The organism is Paraburkholderia phymatum STM815, from assembly GCF_000020045.1.
In the GTDB taxonomy this organism is placed as follows: domain Bacteria; phylum Pseudomonadota; class Gammaproteobacteria; order Burkholderiales; family Burkholderiaceae; genus Paraburkholderia; species Paraburkholderia phymatum.
In genome coordinates this window covers 2,513,251-2,532,746 of sequence record NC_010622.1, presented here as the reverse complement: position 1 = coordinate 2,532,746, position 19,496 = coordinate 2,513,251, and the positions used below count along the sequence as shown (strand labels likewise).

The window sequence follows — 19,496 nt, the reverse complement described above, 5'->3', positions numbered from 1 at the left end:
CCGCGAATGCGCAGCGATCACAGCTTGCCCATCACCTTGCCATTGAAGCCATAGACGACGCGATCGCCCGCCAGCGCGACGAGTTCGACCGTGCGTTCCTGGCCCGGCTCGAAGCGCACGGCGGTGCCTGCCGCAATGTTCAGGCGGAAGCCGCGCGCAGCTTCGCGGTCGAACGACAGTGCCGCGTTGACTTCGTAGAAGTGGTAGTGCGAGCCGACCTGCACGGGACGATCGCCCGTGTTCGATACCGTGACCGTGACGGTCGCACGCCCCGCGTTGAGTTCGAGTTCGCCGTCGTCGGTAATCAGTTCGCCTGGGATCATGCGCGCCTCGTCACGGAATGGGGTGATGGACGGTCACGAGCTTCGTGCCGTCGGGGAAGGTGGCTTCGACCTGGATATCGGGAATCATCTCGGGCACGCCTTCCATCACGTCGTCGCGCGTGAGCAGCGTGGTGCCGTAGTGCATCACTTCGGCGACCGTCTTGCCGTCGCGCGCGGCTTCCATCAGCGCCGCGGTGATGAGCGCGACGGCTTCCGGATAGTTGAGCTTGAGTCCGCGTGCGCGGCGCCGTTCCGCGAGCAGCGCGGCTGTGAAGATCAGGAGTTTGTCTCTTTCGCGTGGAGTGAGCTTCATCGCATTCGTTGTGTGGCGCCCGCGCGAGGGCAGGCGCGTGAGTCGTTTTATTGATGCACGGGCGGCGCATGTCGTTCGTCGCGCCGCCTCACGATACCAGCTTCAACCGACGCACCGCTTACAGATCGGCAGGCAGTCCCGTGCCGAACCACTTCTTCGACATCGTGTTGAGCGTGCCGTCACGCTTCGCCTGCGCGATGGCGGCATCGACTTTCTGCTGCAGACGCGGCTCGTTCTTGTTGAGCCCCACGAAGCACGGCGAGTTCTTGATCACGAACTTCGGTTCCGGACGGCGCGGCGGGTTCTTGGCGAGAATCGCAGCGGCGACGATGTTGCCTGCCGCGATCAGCTGCACCTGGCCCGACAGGAACGCGGCGATGGTCGCGTTGTTGTCTTCGAAGCGCTTGATCGTCGCGTTGGGCGCCATCTGCGTGAGCGCGATTTCTTCGAGCGCGCCGCGCGTTGCGCCGACCGTCTTGCCTGTCAGGTCGGCGGGGCTGCTGACCTTCAGGTCTGCAGGGCCGAACACGCCTTGGTAGTAGGGCGCATAGGCGGACGAAAAGTCGATCACCTTCTCGCGCTCTGCTGTCTTGCCGAGCGACGAGATCACGAGATCGACCTTGTTGGTTTGCAGATACGGAATCCGGTTCGCGCTGTTGACGGGCACCAGTTCGAGCTTCACGTTCATCGACTTCGCGAGCAGCGCGGCCGTGTCGATGTCGTAGCCCTGCGGCTTCAGGTCCGGGCCGACGGAGCCGAACGGCGGATAGTCTTCGGGCACGGCGACCTTGAGGACGCCCGACTTCGTGATGTTGTCGAGCGCGTCGGCGTGCGCGAGCGGCGCAGCGAGCAGGAGTGGTGCGAGCAGCAGCGTGGCGAGCCACGCGCGGCGCGGGCGATGGGCGGTTGTGCAGGTCATGTCGGCGATGGGCTTCGGCGTGTGGTTTTTAGCGGATCTCGCGACGCGCATGCCGTGGCGTGCGTGTGCGAGGCGCCATATGCAGCAAGGGCTATGCCATGCGTATGTGAAAGGGTTTGCCAATGGCTGCCGCCGTTGCTGCACCACCTTGGCGCGCAGCCGTGCTCGAAGATGGTGCGCTGCAGATGAGGGGCTCAGGTCGTCCACAGCCGCAGCGGCGCGGCCTCGACACGATGCACGATCGGCCTCAGACGCAGCCAGCAGTGGGTCAGCGCATGCTGGAGCGTTTCCATCGATCGCGCGACGCCTCGCACGATCAATACGCCGGGACACACGCACGACGCAGCGGCGCGGATCGTATCGTCGAAGGGCAACTGGGCCGTGAGCGACTCGGCGAGCGCATCGTCGCATCGCGGGCTGACGGCCCACAGCGTGCCGAATGCGGGGAAGTCTGCGAGGCCTTGCGGCGCGTTGCGCAGCGGGTCGCTGGCGGAGAGCTTCGCGCGCTCGAACCACAACGGCTCGCCATCGGCGCCGACAATGCGCGACACCGCGCGCAACTGGCCTGCCGACCAGGTTTCGCCCGCAGCCTGCCGGCCGAGCTGGGTCGCGTCCCAGCCGAGCGCCGTGGCGCCCTTGTCGAGCGTCAGCGAGAAGTCGAGCGCGGCATTCGCGTGATCGAAGACGATGTTGTTCTGCGGCAGCCAGTCGAGTTTCGCCCGTGCGCCGACACGAATCGCGATGCGCTGTTGCGCGGTGCGTCCATTGGACTTGTACCACTTGGTCGCGCCGGGCGTCGTGAGCACGGCATGCGTGTCGGCATCGAGGCGAATGTCGATATCGAGCCGATCGCCGCCGGCGACGCCGCCGGGCGGGTGCACGATGACGGCGTGACAGATCGACGTTCCTTCGGGATAGAGCGGCCGCTGAAGCCGCAGGGGCCCTTCGTGGAGCCGGTGCGCAAGGGTCGTGCGTTCGCCGTGCCGGGCGAACCCGAGTTCGAGCCGCGCGCGCCACTGGGCGTGCGATGGGTCATCGATGGTAGCGAGGGTGGCGTGGTGTTCGTGTAGCGACATGCGGCGAGGATAGCAGTTGATGGCGTTCTTCGGGCCTCACACCGCGATCAGATGGCGCACGCCGTCGTTGTCCATGTTGGCGCCTTCGCCGCCTGCGACGATCTCGCCGCGGCTCATCACCCAGTAACGGTCGGCGATGGCTTTCGCGAAGTCGTAGTACTGCTCGACGAGCAACACGGTGAGGCCCATTTCCTCGACGAGTTGCCTGAGCGTTCTGCCGATGTCCTGGATGATGGACGGTTGAATCCCTTCCGTGGGTTCATCGAGGATCAGCAGTTGCGGTTCGCTCATCAGTGCGCGGCCGATGGCCAGTTGTTGCTGCTGGCCGCCCGACAGGTCGCCGCCGCGGCGCGCTTTCATGTCCTTCAGTACGGGGAAGAGTTCGTAGATCCGGTCCGGGATGTTCTTCGGTGCTTTCCTGGTGGCTGCGCCGACCAGCAGGTTCTCTTCGACTGTGAGTCTCGGGAAGATGTCCCGGCCTTGCGGGACGTAGGCGAGTCCTTGCGCAACGCGGGCGTGCGGAGCGAGTCGGGTTATCGGCGCGTCGCGCCATGTTATTTCGCCCGTCTTGATGGGAACGACGCCCATCAGCGTTCTCAATAGCGTCGTTTTGCCGACGCCGTTGCGGCCTAGCAGCACGGTTAGCTTGCCGTCCGGCACTGTGAGCTTCACATTTCGGAGGATGTGGCTGCCGCCGTAGTACTGGTTCAGGTTGGCTACTTCAAGCATGTCGGTTCCTTTTGCCTTTTTGCGGCAGGCGGCCATTTTGCTGGCCTTACTTGCCAACCACCCAACAGCTACCTCCCCAGGTAGCTCTCAACCACAGCGTCGTCCCGCTTGACCTCATCGAGGGACCCTTCGGCAAGCACCCGGCCCTCGGCCATCACCGTCACCTTGCCGGTTTCACCCGCCAGAGCGGCCACAAACTCCATATCATGCTCGACGACCATCATCGAGCAAGACCCGCGAAGCCGGTTAAGCAATGAAGCCAACTCCATCGTCTCATCATCCGTCATGCCGGCTGCAGGCTCATCGAGCAACACAAGTGCAGGTTGCTGCATCAGCAACATCCCGATCTCGAGTCGCTGCTTCTGTCCATGCGACAACTCGCCGGCAGGCCGCAACGCCTCGCCTTCGAGGCGAATCAAGGACAGGGTCTCTTCGATCCGCGCCTGCGCCGAACGGTCCAGCCGGGCTCGCAGCGAAGCCATCCAGCCCTTGTCCGTCTTCATCGCGAGCTCGAGGTTCTCCCACACGGGATGCTGCTCGAACACGGTCGGCTTCTGAAACTTGCGGCCTATGCCTGCACGGGCAATCGACGGCTCGTTCATGCGCGTCAGGTCGATCGTCTGGCCCAGAAACACCTTGCCCGAATCAGGCGCGGTCTTCCCCGTGATTACGTCCATCATCGTCGTCTTGCCCGCGCCGTTCGGCCCGATGATGCAGCGCAGTTCGCCCACATCGATCGACAGCGACAATGCATTCAACGCGCGAAAGCCATCGAATGAAACGGTCACGTCTTCCAGATACAGAATCGCCCCGTGCGATACGTCGATCTCGCCAGGCGTGACGACGCGGCCCATCGTTGCGACGCCGGACAGCGCGCGGCCATCGTGCTCTTCGGGTAAAGCAAGATCGGGAACCATCGGGTTTTCGTTCATTTGCGGTTCCTCTTGCGTGCGACGAGTTCGAGCAATCCCATGATCCCGTTCGGCAACAGCAACGGCACCAGCACGAAGATCAGCCCCAGGAAGAACAGCCAGTACTCCGCGAAGTACGCGGTGAAAAAACTCTTCGCGCCATTTACCGCAAACGCGCCGATGATCGGTCCGATCAGCGTGCCGCGTCCGCCGACAGCCACCCAGATCGCCATTTCGATCGAGTTGCCCGGCGACATCTCGCCCGGATTGATGATGCCGACCTGCGGCACATACAGCGCGCCCGCAATGCCGCACAACACCGCGGACACCGTCCATACGAACAGCTTGTAGGCGAGCGGGTTGTAGCCGAGGAACATCAGACGCGTCTCGCCATCGCGCACGGCTGTCACGACGCGCCCGAGCTTCGACGTCACGATCGCCCGTGCGCCGATGAAGGCGAGCACCAGCACCCCGAACGTCATCAGAAAGAGCGTGGTGCGCGTGCCCGGGTGCGTGATCGGGAAGCCGGCGATGCGCTTGAAATCGGTGAAGCCGTTGTTGCCGCCGAACCCCGTCTCGTTGCGATAGAACAGCAGCATCGCGGCAAAGGTCATCGCTTGCGTGATGATCGACAGATACACGCCCTTCACCCGCGAGCGAAATGTGAAGAAGCCGAATACCCACGCGATCGCGGCCGGCACCAGCACGACGAGCAACAGCGCATACGCGAGATGCTGCGTGCCTTCCCAGTACCACGGCAACCGATGCCAGTCGAGAAACACCATGAAGTCGGGCAGGTCGCTGCCGTATTTGCCGTCGTGGCCGATCGCGCGCATCAGGTACATGCCGATCGCGTAGCCGCCGAGCGCGAAGAACAGACCATGCCCGAGGCTCAGGATGCCGCAGTAGCCCCACACGAGATCGAGCGCGAGCGCGGCGATTGCGTAGCACATCAGCTTGCCCGCGAGCGTCATTGCATACGCCGACAGATGGAACGCGCTCGTCTGCGGCAAAACCAGCGCCGTGAACGGCACGCCGAGTCCCACTGCGACGATCAGTGCGATCAAACATTGCCACGCGCGCCGCGACAGCAGCGCGGGGCGCGGCGGCAGGCCGAGCGCGAAACCTTCGAGGCGTTCGCGTTCGCCCGCGGGCGCGATACCGCGTGTGCTTCCCGAAGCGGAGGGCGAAGCATGAGATGTCGCCGATGTCATGTCACGCCTCCGCGCTGCGGCCCTTGAGGGCGAACATGCCCTGCGGACGCTTCTGGATGAACAGGACGATCAGCACGAGCACCGCGATCTTCGCGAGCACGGCGCCCCAGAACGGCTCGATGGCCTTGCTCACGAGACCGAGCCCGAAGCCGCCGATCACCGTGCCCGCCAGCTGGCCCACGCCGCCCAGCACGACGGCCATGAACGAATCGATGATATAGCTCTGCCCGAGGTCCGGCCCGACATTGCCGATCTGCGACAGCGCGCAGCCGCCGAGCCCCGCGATGCCCGCGCCGAATGCGAACGCACAGGAGTCGACGTAGGCGGTCTTCACGCCGACGCACGCCGCCATGCGGCGGTTCTGCGTGACGGCTCGCACGAACAGCCCGAGGCGCGTCTTCGTCAGCACGGCCCACGCGGTCGCGACGACGATCAGCGAAAACGCGAGAATCGCGAGCCGGTTGTACGGCAGGATCAGATTCTGCATCACGGTGACGCCGCCGCTCATCCACGAAGGATTCACGACCTGTACGTTCTGCGCGCCGAACAGCATGCGCGTCGCCTGAATCAGGATCAGGCTGATGCCGAAGGTGGTGAGCAGCGTTTCGAGCGGACGTCCGTACAGATGCTTCAGCACCAGCCGTTCGAGCACGATGCCGACGAGCGCCGCGACCGCGAATGCAGCGGGCACGGCGAAGAGCGGATACCAGTCGAACGCGCCCGGAAGATATCGTTGCACGAGGTTCTGCACCACGTACGTCGCATACGCGCCGATCATCAGAAACTCGCCGTGCGCCATGTTGATCACGCCGATCAGGCCGTAGGTGATGGCGAGGCCGAGCGCCGCGAGCAGCAGCACGCTGCCGAGCGACAGTCCCGCGAACAGCGTCCCCGCAATCTCGCTGCGGCGTTGAATGGAGTCGAGCGCATCGATGCCTTGCTGCGCACTCTCGCGCACCTGAGCGTCGCTTTCGACGAATGTGCCGTCCGGCTTCTTTGCGACGAGCGGGCGCAGCAGTTCGTACATGTCGAGATCGTGCCGGGCGGCGACGAGCTTGACGGCTTCGAGGCGTTTCGCCGCATCGCTGTCGTGCAGCGCCGTCATCGCCCAGAGCGTGTCGAGGCGCTTCTTCAGCGCCGGGTCGGTCTCTTTTGCACGCGCGGCGTCGATCTGCGGCTTCATCGAAGGATCGGGGCTTTGCAGCAGCGCGGCGATGGCGGCGGCGCGTTTCGCCGAATCGGGCGAGTCGAGTTGCAGGCCCGACAGCGCGCCCGCAACTTTCGAGCGCAACAGGTTGTTCAGTGTTATCGGTTGTGCGCCGCCTGCGGCAACGGTCTTGCCCGTGACGGCGTCGCGTGCGGTGTCGCCGGAGGAATCACCGAGCTGGATCAGCACTTCGCCGCTATCCGTGGCGAGCGCGCTGTCTTCGGAGAGCGCTTTGAGCAGCGCAAGCGATGGCGCATCGTGGTTCGCGATCAGCTTGTCGATGGCGGCCGACTTCGCATCGAAATCGTCGCCGGCAAGCGGCGCGACTTCGCCCGTCGTCAGTGCGTAGGCACTCGCGGGCAGGACGGTGGCCAGCGCCGCAATGAGCGCGACGCGAGCCGCGAGCGTGGAAAATGAATACGCCATGATGTGCTCGAGAAATGGATCGGCAAGACCAGCAGGCCGGCGCGGTGCGCCGCCCGCACATGGCGCACCGCTCGTTGCATGACCTCGGCCGCGTTGAGTCGGATCAGGCCGGGTCAGACCACCCGCGAGCGGCGGCGCAGGAACTCGGGAATCGACGAGACGACATCCGGCTTGCCCTGGTTGCCCGCGATATACGGACTCCACGGCTGCGCGCGAATCGCCGTCTTCGTCTTCCACACGACGTTGAACTGACCGTCCGCGCGCACTTCGCCGATCATCACCGGCTTGTGCAGATGGTGGTTGCCGTCCATCTCGAGCGTGAAACCCGACGGCGCCGCGAACTTCTGGCCGACCATCGCGACCCGCACCTTGTCGACGTCGGTGCTCTTCGCTTTTTCAACGGCCTGCTTCCACATGTGGATGCCCACGTACGTCGCTTCCATCGGGTCGTTGGTCACGCGCTTGGTGCCGCCGGGCAGATTCTGCGACTTCACCCATCCGGCCCACTGTTCCTTGAACTTCGTGTTCGATGGACCCTTGACCGACATGAAGTAGTTCCATGCCGCGAGGTTGCCGACGAGCGGCTTCGTGTCGATGCCGCGCAGTTCCTCCTCGCCGACTGAAAACGCGACGACGGGCACGTCCGTCGCCTTCAGCCCCTGGTTGCCGAGTTCCTTGTAGAACGGCACGTTCGAGTCGCCGTTCACCGTCGAGATCACACAGGTCTTGCCGCCCTGCGCAAAGGTCTTGATGCTCGCGACGATCGTCTGATAGTCGCTGTGGCCGAACGGCGTGTAGACCTCCTGGATGTCGCTCTCCTGCACGCCTTTCGACTTGAGGAACGCGCGCAGAATCTTGTTGGTCGTGCGTGGATACACATAGTCGGTGCCGAGCAGGAAGAAGCGCTTGGCACCGCCGCCTTCCGCGCTCATCAGGTATTCGGTGGCGGGAATCGCCTGCTGGTTGGGCGCGGCACCCGTATAGAACACGTTGCGCGACATCTCTTCGCCCTCGTACTGCACGGGATAGAAGAGCAGGCCGTTCAGTTCCTCGAACACGGGCAGCACCGACTTGCGCGACACCGACGTCCAGCAGCCGAACACGCAGGCGACCTTGTCTTGCGTCAGCAGCTGGCGGGCTTTCTCGGCGAACAGTGGCCAGTTCGATGCGGGATCGACGACGACGGGCTCGAGCTTGCGGCCCATCACGCCGCCGCTCGCATTGATTTCGGCGATCGTCATCAGCGCCGTGTCTTTCAGCGAGGTCTCCGAGATCGCCATCGTGCCCGACAGGGAGTGCAGGATGCCGACCTTGATCGGGCCGCTGCCCGTATCGGCATGCGCGAAAGGAACCTTGCCCGCGAGCGCGAGCGCGCCCGACATGGAGCCGAGCTTCAGCAGACTGCGACGTTTCATGTGCTTCCCCTTGCCATAGGATGGTGTTGAGCGGCGGACGGACAGCGTGTGTCCATTCCCTGTCTGGTTATGTGTGTGCAGCGCTTGCCGCGCCGGATACTGCAAGGCATATGCCAACTACGCATCGAATGCTTCAATGGACGCCGCGCCTGCTACGGCGGGGCTCGCTGGCGGTGCGCTTGCAGGTGCCGTTATGCGTGTTGGGCGCGAAAGCGGTGCAGTGCGGAGGGTCACGCCTCGTTCAGGTGCGCGCCGCGCTGCAACGGAGCGTGCAAACCGACGCGTCGGCGTCGCGGGCGCGGCGCCGGTGCATCGCCGCTGCGCTGTTGTGCACGGGCGCGGGGTATGCAATGAAAAACGGCGGATGGCTTGCACGCCGATCCGCCGTTGGTTGCTGGCGCATCGAATGATGCGCTGTCGATCAGAACGCCACGTAGGGGCCTGTCTGCGGTCCCGCCTGCACGCCGCTCAGCGCCGTATATACGCTGCGCCCATAGAAGAACGGCAAGCCCCACATGAACATGCTGTTCAGCGGTGCGCCGAGATTGTCGTGCGCCGCATAGCCGAGCTCGAAGAGGCTCGACGAATCGGCGATCGCAAACGAGGCCGTCGATTGCGCATTGCCCGTATTCGATAGCATCGACGCGCTCAGCGTTTGCGCGGCGGGCGGCGCGTACCAGCCTCCGAAGACGGGCAGCGTCGAATCAGCGAAGAACAGTCCGTTCGAGCCGCTATCGATGACGCTCGATAGCGTGCGCCCCTTGTAGTTCGTTGTGAACAACCCTCGGTCTGTCACGGTGAGGCGCGTAGCGCTCGACGGCAACGTGTTGTTGTCGCGTGTGCCGATGCCGAACAGCAGTTTGCCCGTGACGCTTGCCTCGCCCGTTGCAGGTAGTGCGGGCAGGCGGATGACCGTGCCGTTGTTGTCGGTCGCGAAGGCGGCGACGGGATTGGCCGTCTGCCTGTCGAGCGGCACGCTCGCGGCGGTGCACGACCAGGGCGTCGGGCAGTAGTAGTACGTGGCCGCGAGCGCTGTTTGTGCCGCCTGCGGGAAGTCGTGCGCCAGATGGCCGATGCCGACGATCCCTTTCGCGCCCAACGTCTTGACGTCATTCATGCTGGACGCGCCATGTGCGGTGCAGTCATTCGGCGTCCACGTGAATCCGCTGTCGCCGATGACCTGAATCGGGATGTTGCTCGCCGTCTCGCCGCCGATCTTCACATCCGCGCGCCTTATCGGCCCCCACGTGTAGCCCGACGCGAAAATCGCGCATTGGGCGAGGGCTGCGTTGCCCGTCGGATCGTTGCCGGCGCCTGTTTGTGCGGGCAATCGTGCGGCGAGCGCGGCGCCGAGGGCGCTCGATATCACCCGTACGCCTGACGAGCCTGTGTCGAGCAACATGTGATCGAGGGTCGCGCATTGCGTCGGGCCTTGTGCGCCCGGCACGCAGATCGTCACGCTGACATAGGGCGCATTGACGATCGTGGCGTCGAGCTTGTTGTCGACCGTGATCGGTACGGTGTTGATGGCGACGGGCGGAGACGCGGGCAGATCGTTCGTTTCAGTGTTGTCGGGCTTGCTGCCGCCAGTGCTTGCCACCTGCTCGCTGCCTGACGACGTGCCCGTCCCGCTCGCAGGCGTGGCTGCCGAAGGCGCAGTGACTGCCGCTGGCGCGCTGACTGCCGGCGACGGAGTCACTGCAGCGGGCGTACTCGCTGCCGGCGCTGCACTCGCCGGCACAGGCGCGATCGCCGAACCCGCCGGCTTATTAGGTGCAACATTGCTGACAGACGGGTCCAGGCCGCTGTCGTTGCCGCCTCCACCGCCACATGCAGTCAGCGCGACGCTTGTCGCGAACAATGCGACGACGAGCGGCCGCGCCGAGGCGCGACACGGAAACCATGTTTTCATTGCAACGCATCCACGTTGACGTTGGCGGGCACGAGCCGCGGTACGCAGGCGCGGCCTGCGAAGGCACCCTGATGTCCGACGGACTCGATCTGCAGGTCGCTGGTTCGCGCGATCAGCGGGCCTGTGCCGCGCGCGACGCGCTGTCCGGCGGCGACCAGATCGGGAAAGTAGCTGCCGAGCAGCGCCTGCATGTCGGGGCGCGTGGGCCCTTGCCAGGTCACCGCGAAGACGACATGTGCCGCCGATTCATATTCGCGGACCGTGACGCCGTCGGCGGTTCGCGTTTCGTGAATGGTGTAAGGCGCGGAGGAAGCCGCCGCCGTCAGCGCGGCCCGCGAGCTGGCGGACGCGGCCGGAACGCCCGCCGATGAAGACGGCGCTGCGCCAAGCGTCGCGTGGCAGACGACGGGCAACAGCAATGCCATCGCCGCCACGATCCTGATCGATTTCATACAGTTGCGCTCCTGAAAGGAAGCGTCGTATGTTGACCGAAGGATTTTCAGGATGACGTAGTAATCGTCCGGTTCTACGTCGGAAATTTCCGAATTTCAGATGGCATTTTCGAATAGCCGACCGGGCTCTGGGTCGGCACGCCACCAGACGTAAAAATTGAAAAGCGCCGGCCTGAAGCCGGCGCCCGACATGAAGCGAGGAAACGCCGTTGCGCTCAATAAGTCGGCACGGACGGATCCACCTGACGCGACCATGCGTCGATGCCGCCGTACAGATTGAATACGTCCTTGTGGCCGCGCGATTCGAGGAACATCGCGACCTGGGCGCTGCGTGCGCCGTGATGGCAGATGCAGACGATCTGCACGTCGTCATCGAGTTCTTCGCTGCGCGCCGGAATTTCGCGCATCGGAATCGACACGCTGCCGGCGATCTTCGCCGTTTCGATTTCCCACGGCTCGCGCACGTCAAGCAGCACGGGCGTCGGGCGCGACTTGTCGGCGAGCCATTCGGCAAGAGCAGGAGCGGTCAGGTTTTGCATCGTCAGCCTCGCGGATTAACCAGGGTAGGGCTCAGAACTTGAAGCGCGGCGCGTGCACGGCGTTCTGCAGCGGTTCGACATAGGTTTCGAACACGTCGGCGATGCGGAACTGCTTCTCGTCGACGCGCGTGATGATTTGCGCCTTCATCACGGGCGCGGTGCCGACGAACGCGGCGAGGCGGCCACCGACCTTCAGTTGCTCGAGGATTTCCTGAGGCAGGACGGGCAGGCCGCCCGACACGCAGATGATGTCGTACGGCGCGGCAGCCGCCCAGCCGCGTGCGCCGTCGCCCGTGGCGACTTCGGCATTCAGCACGCCGTTCGCGGCGAGATTCGCCTTGGCGAGTCCGGCCAGTTCTGGCTCGATATCCACCGTCAGCACGTGCAGTGCGCGGTGCGCGAGGAGCGCGGCCATGTAGCCCGAACCCGCGCCGATTTCCAGCACCGACTCGTGCTTCTTGACCGCCAGTTCCTGCAGCACGCGTGCCTCGACGCGTGGGGCGAGCATGTGCTGTCCGGCGGGCAGCGGAACTTCGAAATCGACGAACGCCAGCTCGCGATAGGCGGCGGGCACGAAATTCTCACGCTTGACGATCGACAGCAGATTCAGCACGTCCTGGTCGAGCACTTCCCACGGACGGATTTGCTGTTCAATCATGTTGAAACGCGCTTGTTCGATGTTCATGATCAATTCGGCGGTGTGGTTGGGACGCGGGAAGTGGGCAAGCGGGTGTATCGAGAGGCCACTTTTCCCGTTGTTCCCGTTGTACGTTAACTGCGAAATTGTACCAAACCACCGGCGCCCGCCGCCCGCTCGCGGGCACATCCTCTGCAGATGGCCATGTCGACGTTGCACGCGCGCCTCGGTGAAAGTCCCTACGCAATAGCGCTTGCGGTTCGCCGCTGTGTCGCCCAAGAATGTAATCGATTACATTTCGGGGGCAGAGCCCGGTGGACACATCGTCCCAGCGCACATCTCGGCATGACTCGCACGCAACGTCGTCCGATGCGGCTGAGCCCGACTTGCCGGGGAGTGCACGCGGCGGGGAAGGGCTGTCCATTGCGGGCGTGGCGCAACGGGCGGGTGTGTCCGTCGCCACGGTGTCGCGCGTGCTGAACGGCCATTCGAACGTGCGCCCGGAAACGCGCGACAAGGTGCTGACCGCTGTCGCGACGAGCGGCTACCGGGTGAACGAACTCGCGCGCAACCTGCGCACGGCCGAAAGCCGCCTGTTGCTGACGATGGTGCCCGACGTCGGCAACCCGTTCTACGCGGAAGTGATACGGGGAATCGATTTCGTCGCGCGCCAGCACGGCTATTTCATGCTGCTCTGCGACACGGGTGCCGATCCGGGCCGCGAGCGCAGCTATTTCGACCTGCTGCGCCGCCGCCGCGCGGACGGGGCGATCTGCCTGGATCCCGCCACCGTGCAGCAGGCGCTCGCTGAGGAATCGAACGCGCTGCCGTGGGTCGCGTGCTGCGAATTCGATTCGTCGGTCGGCGTGCCGTACGTCGGCATCGACAACTACCGCGCAGCGGGCGACGCCGTGCGCCATCTGCTCGCGCGCGGCCACCGGCGCGTTGCGCTGATCAATTCCGACGATCACTACCTTTACGCGCAGCAGCGTCAGCAAGGCTATATGGACGCGCTGCGGGACGCCGGCATTGCGCCCGACGAGCGCTGGCGCATCAACGTGAACAGCCTCGACTATGAAGCGGGCGCGTCGGCCGCCGCGCTGCTGATGACGTATGCCGACGCGCCGACGGCCGTGTTCGCCGTATCCGACACGCTTGCCATCGGCGTGATGAGCGGCTTGCGCCGCGTCGGCAAGCGTGTGCCGCACGACGTGGCCGTCGTCGGCTTCGACGATATCTCGCTGGCCGCGCAGATCGATCCGCCGCTCACGACGATCGCGCAGCCGATGCGCGAGCTTGGCGAAACGGCTGCGCGTCTGCTGTTGCAGCGGCTCGCGAATCGGAACGAAAACGTGCCGGGCGTGCTTCTGCCGCATCGGCTTGTCGTCAGACAGAGCGCTTGAGGGGAAGCCGCGATGAGCCTCGCCGTGCGTTTCGACGATGTCCGCAAAGATTTCGGCCCGGTGCGCGTGCTACACGGCGTGAGCTTCGATCTCGCGCCGGGGCGCATCTATGGGTTGCTCGGCGAGAACGGCGCGGGCAAGTCGACGCTGATGAAGATTCTCGCGGGCTACGAAACGGCGACGGAAGGCACGGTGCTGGTCGACGGCCACGCGCAGCGGTTCGACGGTTCGCGCGAGGCGGAAGCGGCGGGCATCGTGCTGATTCACCAGGAGTTCAACCTCGCCGAACATCTGACGATCGGGCAGAACATGTACCTCGGCCACGAGAAACGCAAGGGCCTGTTCGTCGACGACACGGCGATGCGCATTGAGGCGACGCGTTATCTGGAACAGGTCGGACTGCACAAGCATCCGGATACGAAGGTGCGCGATCTGATCGTCGCGGAAAAGCAGATGGTCGAGATTGCGAAGGCGCTGTCGCGGCGTGCGCGGCTGCTGATCATGGACGAGCCGACGGCAACGCTTACGCCGTCGGAAACCGAGCGCCTCTTCGCGCTGATGCGCAAGCTCAAGTCCGACGGCGTGACGATCGTCTACATCTCGCACAAGCTCGATGAAGTCGAGCACATCACCGACGAAGTGATCGTGATGCGCGACGGCCGCTTCGTCGCGCGCAGCGAGACGGCCTTGCTTGCGCGGCAGCAGATGGCGAATCTGATGGTCGGGCGCGAACTGTCCGACATGTTCCCCGACAAGACGCTGCCTGCGGACGAGGCGCCCATCGCGCTGCGCGTGCGCAATCTGGCCGTGCCCGAGTGGGTCGACGACCTGAGCTTCGAGGTGCGCGCGGGCGAGGTCTTCGGCTTCGCGGGACTGGTCGGCGCGGGACGCACGGAGGCGTTCGAGGCGATCATCGGATTGCGCAAGCGCACGGCGGGCACGATCGAGATCGCCGGACGCAAGGCCGATCTGCACAGCCCGCGCGATGCGATGCGGCGCGGTCTCACGTATCTGAGCGAAGACCGCAAGGGCAAGGGCTTGCACGTGAACCTGAGCCTGCAGGACAACCTCACGCTGATGACGCTCGAACGCTATGCGCATCCGTTGCTCGACATGAAGGCGGGACGCGAGGCATTGACGCGAGCCGTGCGCGAATTTGGCATTCGCACCGGCGATCTGGGCAGCCGCGCGCGCATGCTGTCGGGCGGCAACCAGCAGAAGCTCGCGCTTGCCAAGTTCCTGCAGCCGAACCCGAATGTGATCGTGCTCGATGAGCCGACGCGCGGCGTCGATATCGGCGCGAAACGCGACATCTATTTTCTGATTCACCGGCTCGCTGCCGAAGGGCGCGCCGTCGTCGTCATCTCGTCCGAACTGATCGAGCTGATCGGGCTATGCCATCGCGTCGCGGTGATGCGCGCGGGCCGCCTGCAGGCGACGCTCGGTCTCGGCCATCTGACCGAAGAGGAGTTGATCGCTCATGCAACGGGCACACACTGACGCCGCGCCGGCAGGGCGCGCGATGCGGCTTGCGCATCGTCTGCACGGGCTGGGTCCGCTTGCGGGCCTGGTCGTGCTGTGCATCGCGGGCACGCTGCTCAATCGCGATTTCGCCACCGTCGACAACATGATGAACGTGCTCACGCGCACGTCGTTCATCGGGATCATTGCTGTCGGCATGACGTTCGTGATTATTTCGGGCGGCATCGATTTGTCGGTCGGGTCGATGGCGGCGCTGATTGCGGGCAGCATGATCTGGTTGATGAATGCGCTTGCTGCCTCGCCGGGCGGGCATGCGTTCGCGCCTTTGACGATTGTTCTGATCGGCATAGCCAGTGCCTTCGTGCTCGGTGGCGCGTTTGGGTGTGCGCATGGCTTGCTCATCACCAAAGGGCGCATCGAGCCGTTCATCGTCACGTTGGGCACGTTGGGGATCTTTCGCGCGGTGCTGACGTGGCTGGCCGATGGCGGCGCGTTGACGCTGGATAACAATCTTGCCGACCTGTACGGGCCTGTCTATTACGCGAGTCTGTTCGGCGTGCCTGTGCCGATCTGGGTTTTTCTCTGTGTTGCTGCAGGCGGTGCGCTCATTCTCAATCGCACGGCGTTTGGTCGTCATGTACAGGCGATCGGCTCGAACGAACAGGTCGCAAGATATGCCGCGATTCGCGTCGATACCGTCAAGATCGTGACGTATGTCCTGCTTGGGGTTTGTGTCGGTGTGGCCACCGTGCTGTATGTGCCGAGGCTTGGATCTGCGACGCCTACTACGGGTCTGCTCTGGGAGCTCGAAGCGATTGCCGCTGTCGTTGTGGGGGGCACCGCGCTCAAGGGCGGTGAGGGGCGGGTTGTCGGTACCGTTATCGGTGCTGTGCTGCTCTCTGTGATCGCTAATATTCTTAATCTCACTAGCATCATTAGTGTTTATCTGAATGCTGCCGTGCAGGGTGTGGTGATCATCGTTGTCGCGTTTTTGCAGCGTGGGCGGCGCTAGACGCTTTTTGGTCTGCGACGCAGCCGCTGTTTGGGTTTTCGTGTTTTCGGTTCTGGCTGGCATCCGCGAGTGGGTAGTTCATGCGCGGCTCCCGTGCGGGGCGACGCCTGAAGTACGAAGGAACGCGCGGATGCCGGTAATAGCGTGGCAAAAACAGCAGTTCGGCAAATCATTGACGAAAAACAGGAGACAAGAACCATGAACAGGATCATTCGCGCCGTCGGCGCCGGCATGCTGGCGCTAGGCATCTCGACTCTCGCTGCGACAGCGGCCCGCGCCGACGAAAAAGTAACCGTCGGCGTCGCCATCCCCACCGCCGATCACGGTTTCACAGGCGGCATCGTCTGGTGGGCGAACAAGGCTAAAGCCGATCTGGAAAAAGCCCACCCCGACCTGAAAGTCATCGTGAAGACAGCCGCCAATGCGCCGGAACAGGCGAACCAGCTGCAAGACCTCGTGACCGTCAACAAGATCAACGCGCTCGTGATCTTCCCGTATGAATCGGCGTCGCTCACGCAACCCGTTGCGCAGGTGAAAAAGAAGGGCGTCTACGTGACGGTCGTCGATCGTGGCCTCACCGACACGAGCGCTCAGGACGCGTACGTCGCCGGCGACAACACCGCGTTCGGCAAGATCCCCGCCGAATATCTGGCAAAAGCGCTCGACGGCAAAGGCGACATCGTCGCGCTGCGCGGCATTCCCACCACGCTCGACAACGAGCGCTGGAATGCCTTCACCGGCGTGCTCAAGGCCTATCCGAACATCAGGATCCTCGACGCGAAATACGCGAACTGGAACCGTGACGACGCCTTCAAGGTCATGCAGGACTACCTGACCCGCTTCAAGCACATCGACGCCGTCTGGGCCGCCGACGACGACATGGCCGTCGGCGTGATGAAGGCGATCGACCAGGCCAAACGCAGCGACATCAAGATCGTGTTCGGCGGCGCCGGCTCGAAGGGCATGGTCAAGAACGTGATGGACGGCGCGCCGCTCATCAAGGCCGATGTGTCGTACTCGCCGAAGTTCATCTACGACGCGATCAAGCTGACGGCCGAGGCGCGCCTCAAAGGCGACAAACTGCCGCCGACGACGATCATCCCGTCCGTGCTGATCACGAAGGAAAACGCGAAGGACTTCTACTTCCCGGACTCGCCGTTCTGATCGCGCTCGTTGCGCTTCGCGTCGACACGCGCGAAGCGCGGCGCTTTCCCGACGTAGCCCATTCATCACATGGAGCAGCACGATGAAAACGATCAAAGGGCCCGCGATTTTTCTCGCGCAGTTCATGGGAGCCGATGCACCGTTCGACAACCTCGCCCATCTCGCACGGTGGGCGGCGGGGCTCGGATTCAAGGGCATTCAGGTGCCCGCCGATCCGCGCCTCGTCGATCTCGAACAGGCGGCATCGAGTCAGGCGTACTGCGACGATCTGCTCGGCGTGGTCGCCGATGCAGGTGTCGCCATCACCGAGTTGTCGACGCATCTGCAAGGTCAGCTCGTCGCCGTGCATCCGGCGTATGACGTGCTGTTCGACGGGTTTGCCGCGCCGCATGTGCGCGGCAATCCCGCCGCGCGCACCGAATGGGCCGTGCAGCAGCTGAAGTGGGCCGCGCAGGCATCCGCACGTCTCGGTCTCACGACGCATGCGACGTTTTCGGGCGCGCTCGCGTGGCCGTATATCTATCCGTGGCCGCAACGTCCCGCGGGTCTGGTCGAAGCCGCATTCGACGAGCTCGCGCGCCGCTGGACGCCCATTCTCGATGTGTTCGACACAGCGGGCATCGACGTGTGCTACGAACTGCATCCAGGCGAGGATCTGCACGACGGCGTGACTTTCGAACGCTTTCTCGCCGCCGTGAAAAACCACACACGCGCGAACATCCTGTTCGATCCGAGTCACTTCGTGTTGCAGCAGCTCGACTACCTCGCGTTCATCGATATCTACCACGAGCGCATCAAGGCCTTCCACGTGAAGGACGCCGAGTTTCGTCCCGATGGGCGGCAAGGCGTGTATGGCGGCTATAGCGGCTGGGTCGAGCGCGCGGGACGGTTCCGCTCGCCAGGCGACGGGCAGATCGATTTCGGCGCGATCTTCTCGAAGATGGCGCAGTACGATTTTCCGGGCTGGGCGGTTCTCGAATGGGAGTGCGCGCTGAAGCATCCCGAAGACGGCGCGCGTGAAGGCGCGGAGTTCATCCGTCGACACATCATCCGCGTGGCCGCGCATGCTTTCGACGACTTCGCGGGCAGCGGCGCGGATCAGGCCCAATTGAAACGCGTGCTCGGGCTCTGAGGCGCGCAGCCGAACACGTCCAGCGCGTCCAGCACGTTCAACAGGTTCAGCACGTCGAACAGGAGCAGATCGCAATGAAACGAAGACTCAGGCTGGGCATGGTCGGCGGCGGTCAGGGGGCGTTCATCGGTGCGGTGCACCGAATCGCGGCGCGCATCGACGATCGCTTCGAGCTGGTGGCGGCCGCGTTGTCGTCCGACCCTCAGCGTGCGCACGCCAGCGCCGACGAGATCGGCGTCGCGCGCAGCTACGCGAGCTGGGACGAGATGGCCCGCGCCGAAGCCGCACGCGACGACGGCATCGACGCGGTGTCGATCGTCACGCCCAACCATTTGCATGCGCCCGTGGCGACGGCATTCCTCAATGCCGGCATCCACGTGATCTGCGACAAGCCGCTGGCAATGACGCTCGAAGAGGGCGAAGCGCTCGCGCAACTCGCGCGCGACAAGAAGCGGCTCTTTGCTCTGACGCATACCTACTCCGGCTATCCGATGGCGCGCCATGCGCGCGAACTCGTCGAGGCGGGCGAGATCGGCGAGGTGCGCGTCGTGCAGGTCGAATATGCGCAGGACTGGCTCGCGAAGCCGATTGAACTCGCGGGCGACAACCGCCAGGCGGCATGGCGCACCGATCCGAAGCAGGCAGGGCGCGCGGGGTGTCTCGGCGACATCGGCACGCATGCCTACCACCTCGCCGCGTTTGCGACGGGCATGCTGCCCATTGAGATTGCCGCCGAATTGCATACGTTCGTCGCGGGCCGTCAGGTCGACGACCATATTCAGGCGATGCTGCGCTATGAGAACGGCGCGCGCGGCATGTTGTGGGCGAGCCAGGTCGCGAGCGGCGCGGAAAACGCGCTGCGTTTGCGTGTCCATGGGACGAAAGCGGGCATCGCGTTCGATCAGGAGAACCCGAACGAACTGCTGTTCACGCCGTTGGGCGGCGCGACGCAACGGCTCACGCGCGGGCGCGTCGACAGCGCGGTCGCGCGAGATGCGACGCGCGTGCCGCCAGGGCATCCCGAAGGGTATCTCGAAGCGTTCGCGCAGCTTTACAAGGACGCGGCGCGGCAGATCGAAGCGATCGACGCGGGCGTACCCGTGCCGCCCGAAAGCCGTTTGCTGACGACCGTCGATGACGGCGTCGCAGGTCTGCGTTTCATCGATGCCGTCTTCGAAAGCCACGCAACGCTTGTGTATTCACGCGTGAAGAACGGCTGACGCCCGCGCA

19 protein-coding genes are annotated in these 19,496 nt (G+C 64.3%); 6 read left to right on the top strand and 13 right to left on the bottom strand.

Annotated elements, in window-relative coordinates:
* Nucleotides 1–17: 17 nt before the first annotated feature.
* The 13 genes from BPHY_RS11490 to BPHY_RS11425 all read right to left on the bottom strand — a co-directional run bounded on the left by BPHY_RS11490 (nt 18) and on the right by BPHY_RS11425 (nt 12,121).
* Entirely contained in the window at nt 18–323 is a 306-nt protein-coding gene (locus BPHY_RS11490) for an urease subunit beta (RefSeq protein ID WP_012401640.1), read from the bottom strand.
* A 10-nt stretch (nt 324–333) separates the two neighbouring features.
* On the bottom strand, nt 334–636 hold the full coding sequence (gene ureA, locus BPHY_RS11485; protein WP_012401639.1) for an urease subunit gamma: 303 nt from the start codon (nt 634–636) through the stop codon (nt 334–336).
* 118 nt (nt 637–754) lie between these two features.
* The gene (locus tag BPHY_RS11480) at nt 755–1,555 is read right to left on the bottom strand and encodes a transporter substrate-binding domain-containing protein (protein WP_012401638.1); all 801 of its coding nucleotides are present in this window, start codon (nt 1,553–1,555) and stop codon (nt 755–757) included.
* Between the two features lie 194 nt (nt 1,556–1,749).
* Nucleotides 1,750–2,631 (bottom strand): urease accessory protein UreD, encoded by an 882-nt coding sequence (locus BPHY_RS11475; protein ID WP_012401637.1) that lies wholly within the window; start codon nt 2,629–2,631, stop codon nt 1,750–1,752.
* Nucleotides 2,632–2,667: 36 nt separating this feature from the next.
* Entirely contained in the window at nt 2,668–3,360 is a 693-nt protein-coding gene (urtE, locus tag BPHY_RS11470; protein ID WP_012401636.1) for an urea ABC transporter ATP-binding subunit UrtE, read from the bottom strand.
* A 68-nt stretch (nt 3,361–3,428) separates the two neighbouring features.
* Entirely contained in the window at nt 3,429–4,292 is an 864-nt protein-coding gene (gene urtD / locus BPHY_RS11465; RefSeq protein ID WP_012401635.1) for an urea ABC transporter ATP-binding protein UrtD, read from the bottom strand.
* Nucleotides 4,289–5,485: an urea ABC transporter permease subunit UrtC gene (gene urtC / locus BPHY_RS11460; RefSeq protein ID WP_012401634.1), complete on the bottom strand. Its 1,197-nt coding sequence runs from the start codon at nt 5,483–5,485 to the stop codon at nt 4,289–4,291. Before urtC ends, urtD begins: the two co-directional genes overlap by 4 nt.
* A 1-nt stretch (nt 5,486) precedes the next feature.
* On the bottom strand, nt 5,487–7,118 hold the full coding sequence (gene urtB, locus BPHY_RS11455; RefSeq protein ID WP_012401633.1) for an urea ABC transporter permease subunit UrtB: 1,632 nt from the start codon (nt 7,116–7,118) through the stop codon (nt 5,487–5,489).
* A 113-nt stretch (nt 7,119–7,231) separates the two neighbouring features.
* Entirely contained in the window at nt 7,232–8,533 is a 1,302-nt protein-coding gene (urtA, locus tag BPHY_RS11450) for an urea ABC transporter substrate-binding protein (RefSeq protein ID WP_012401632.1), read from the bottom strand.
* Nucleotides 8,534–8,954: 421 nt separating this feature from the next.
* The gene (locus BPHY_RS11440) at nt 8,955–10,445 is read right to left on the bottom strand and encodes a DUF3443 family protein (protein ID WP_012401630.1); all 1,491 of its coding nucleotides are present in this window, start codon (nt 10,443–10,445) and stop codon (nt 8,955–8,957) included.
* The gene (locus BPHY_RS11435) at nt 10,442–10,897 is read right to left on the bottom strand and encodes a DUF2844 domain-containing protein (protein ID WP_012401629.1); all 456 of its coding nucleotides are present in this window, start codon (nt 10,895–10,897) and stop codon (nt 10,442–10,444) included. The genes BPHY_RS11440 and BPHY_RS11435 overlap by 4 nt, the downstream gene beginning before the upstream one ends.
* 215 nt (nt 10,898–11,112) lie before the next feature.
* Nucleotides 11,113–11,436, bottom strand: a complete 324-nt coding sequence (locus tag BPHY_RS11430; protein WP_012401628.1) for a rhodanese-like domain-containing protein — start codon at nt 11,434–11,436, stop codon at nt 11,113–11,115.
* 31 nt (nt 11,437–11,467) lie between these two features.
* Nucleotides 11,468–12,121: a protein-L-isoaspartate O-methyltransferase family protein gene (locus BPHY_RS11425; protein ID WP_012401627.1), complete on the bottom strand. Its 654-nt coding sequence runs from the start codon at nt 12,119–12,121 to the stop codon at nt 11,468–11,470.
* 338 nt (nt 12,122–12,459) lie between these two features.
* Here BPHY_RS11425 and BPHY_RS11420 point away from each other — a divergent pair, with 338 nt between their 5' ends.
* The 6 genes from BPHY_RS11420 to BPHY_RS11395 all read left to right on the top strand — a co-directional run bounded on the left by BPHY_RS11420 (nt 12,460) and on the right by BPHY_RS11395 (nt 19,486).
* The gene (locus BPHY_RS11420; protein ID WP_012401626.1) at nt 12,460–13,476 is read left to right on the top strand and encodes a LacI family DNA-binding transcriptional regulator; all 1,017 of its coding nucleotides are present in this window, start codon (nt 12,460–12,462) and stop codon (nt 13,474–13,476) included.
* Between the two features lie 12 nt (nt 13,477–13,488).
* On the top strand, nt 13,489–14,976 hold the full coding sequence (locus BPHY_RS11415; protein WP_012401625.1) for a sugar ABC transporter ATP-binding protein: 1,488 nt from the start codon (nt 13,489–13,491) through the stop codon (nt 14,974–14,976).
* On the top strand, nt 14,957–15,970 hold the full coding sequence (locus tag BPHY_RS11410; protein ID WP_012401624.1) for an ABC transporter permease: 1,014 nt from the start codon (nt 14,957–14,959) through the stop codon (nt 15,968–15,970). Before BPHY_RS11415 ends, BPHY_RS11410 begins: the two co-directional genes overlap by 20 nt.
* A gap of 198 nt (nt 15,971–16,168) precedes the next feature.
* On the top strand, nt 16,169–17,134 hold the full coding sequence (locus BPHY_RS11405) for a substrate-binding domain-containing protein (protein ID WP_012401623.1): 966 nt from the start codon (nt 16,169–16,171) through the stop codon (nt 17,132–17,134).
* A gap of 82 nt (nt 17,135–17,216) precedes the next feature.
* Nucleotides 17,217–18,266: a sugar phosphate isomerase/epimerase family protein gene (locus BPHY_RS11400; RefSeq protein ID WP_012401622.1), complete on the top strand. Its 1,050-nt coding sequence runs from the start codon at nt 17,217–17,219 to the stop codon at nt 18,264–18,266.
* A gap of 74 nt (nt 18,267–18,340) precedes the next feature.
* Nucleotides 18,341–19,486: a Gfo/Idh/MocA family protein gene (locus tag BPHY_RS11395; RefSeq protein WP_012401621.1), complete on the top strand. Its 1,146-nt coding sequence runs from the start codon at nt 18,341–18,343 to the stop codon at nt 19,484–19,486.
* Nucleotides 19,487–19,496: the final 10 nt, after the last annotated feature.

Coding starts and splice junctions, on each gene's coding strand:
- BPHY_RS11475 (WP_012401637.1), bottom strand. CDS start 2,631: ATGTCGCTACACGAACACCACGCCACCCTCGCTACCATCGATGACCCA.
- BPHY_RS11490 (WP_012401640.1), bottom strand. CDS start 323: ATGATCCCAGGCGAACTGATTACCGACGACGGCGAACTCGAACTCAAC.
- BPHY_RS11410 (WP_012401624.1), top strand. CDS start 14,957: ATGCAACGGGCACACACTGACGCCGCGCCGGCAGGGCGCGCGATGCGG.
- urtA (WP_012401632.1), bottom strand. CDS start 8,533: ATGAAACGTCGCAGTCTGCTGAAGCTCGGCTCCATGTCGGGCGCGCTC.
- urtB (WP_012401633.1), bottom strand. CDS start 7,118: ATGGCGTATTCATTTTCCACGCTCGCGGCTCGCGTCGCGCTCATTGCG.
- BPHY_RS11405 (WP_012401623.1), top strand. CDS start 16,169: ATGAACAGGATCATTCGCGCCGTCGGCGCCGGCATGCTGGCGCTAGGC.
- BPHY_RS11440 (WP_012401630.1), bottom strand. CDS start 10,445: ATGAAAACATGGTTTCCGTGTCGCGCCTCGGCGCGGCCGCTCGTCGTC.
- BPHY_RS11395 (WP_012401621.1), top strand. CDS start 18,341: ATGAAACGAAGACTCAGGCTGGGCATGGTCGGCGGCGGTCAGGGGGCG.
- urtE (WP_012401636.1), bottom strand. CDS start 3,360: ATGCTTGAAGTAGCCAACCTGAACCAGTACTACGGCGGCAGCCACATC.
- BPHY_RS11415 (WP_012401625.1), top strand. CDS start 13,489: ATGAGCCTCGCCGTGCGTTTCGACGATGTCCGCAAAGATTTCGGCCCG.
- urtC (WP_012401634.1), bottom strand. CDS start 5,485: ATGACATCGGCGACATCTCATGCTTCGCCCTCCGCTTCGGGAAGCACA.
- urtD (WP_012401635.1), bottom strand. CDS start 4,292: ATGAACGAAAACCCGATGGTTCCCGATCTTGCTTTACCCGAAGAGCAC.
- ureA (WP_012401639.1), bottom strand. CDS start 636: ATGAAGCTCACTCCACGCGAAAGAGACAAACTCCTGATCTTCACAGCC.
- BPHY_RS11400 (WP_012401622.1), top strand. CDS start 17,217: ATGAAAACGATCAAAGGGCCCGCGATTTTTCTCGCGCAGTTCATGGGA.
- BPHY_RS11425 (WP_012401627.1), bottom strand. CDS start 12,121: ATGAACATCGAACAAGCGCGTTTCAACATGATTGAACAGCAAATCCGT.
- BPHY_RS11430 (WP_012401628.1), bottom strand. CDS start 11,436: ATGCAAAACCTGACCGCTCCTGCTCTTGCCGAATGGCTCGCCGACAAG.
- BPHY_RS11480 (WP_012401638.1), bottom strand. CDS start 1,555: ATGACCTGCACAACCGCCCATCGCCCGCGCCGCGCGTGGCTCGCCACG.
- BPHY_RS11435 (WP_012401629.1), bottom strand. CDS start 10,897: ATGAAATCGATCAGGATCGTGGCGGCGATGGCATTGCTGTTGCCCGTC.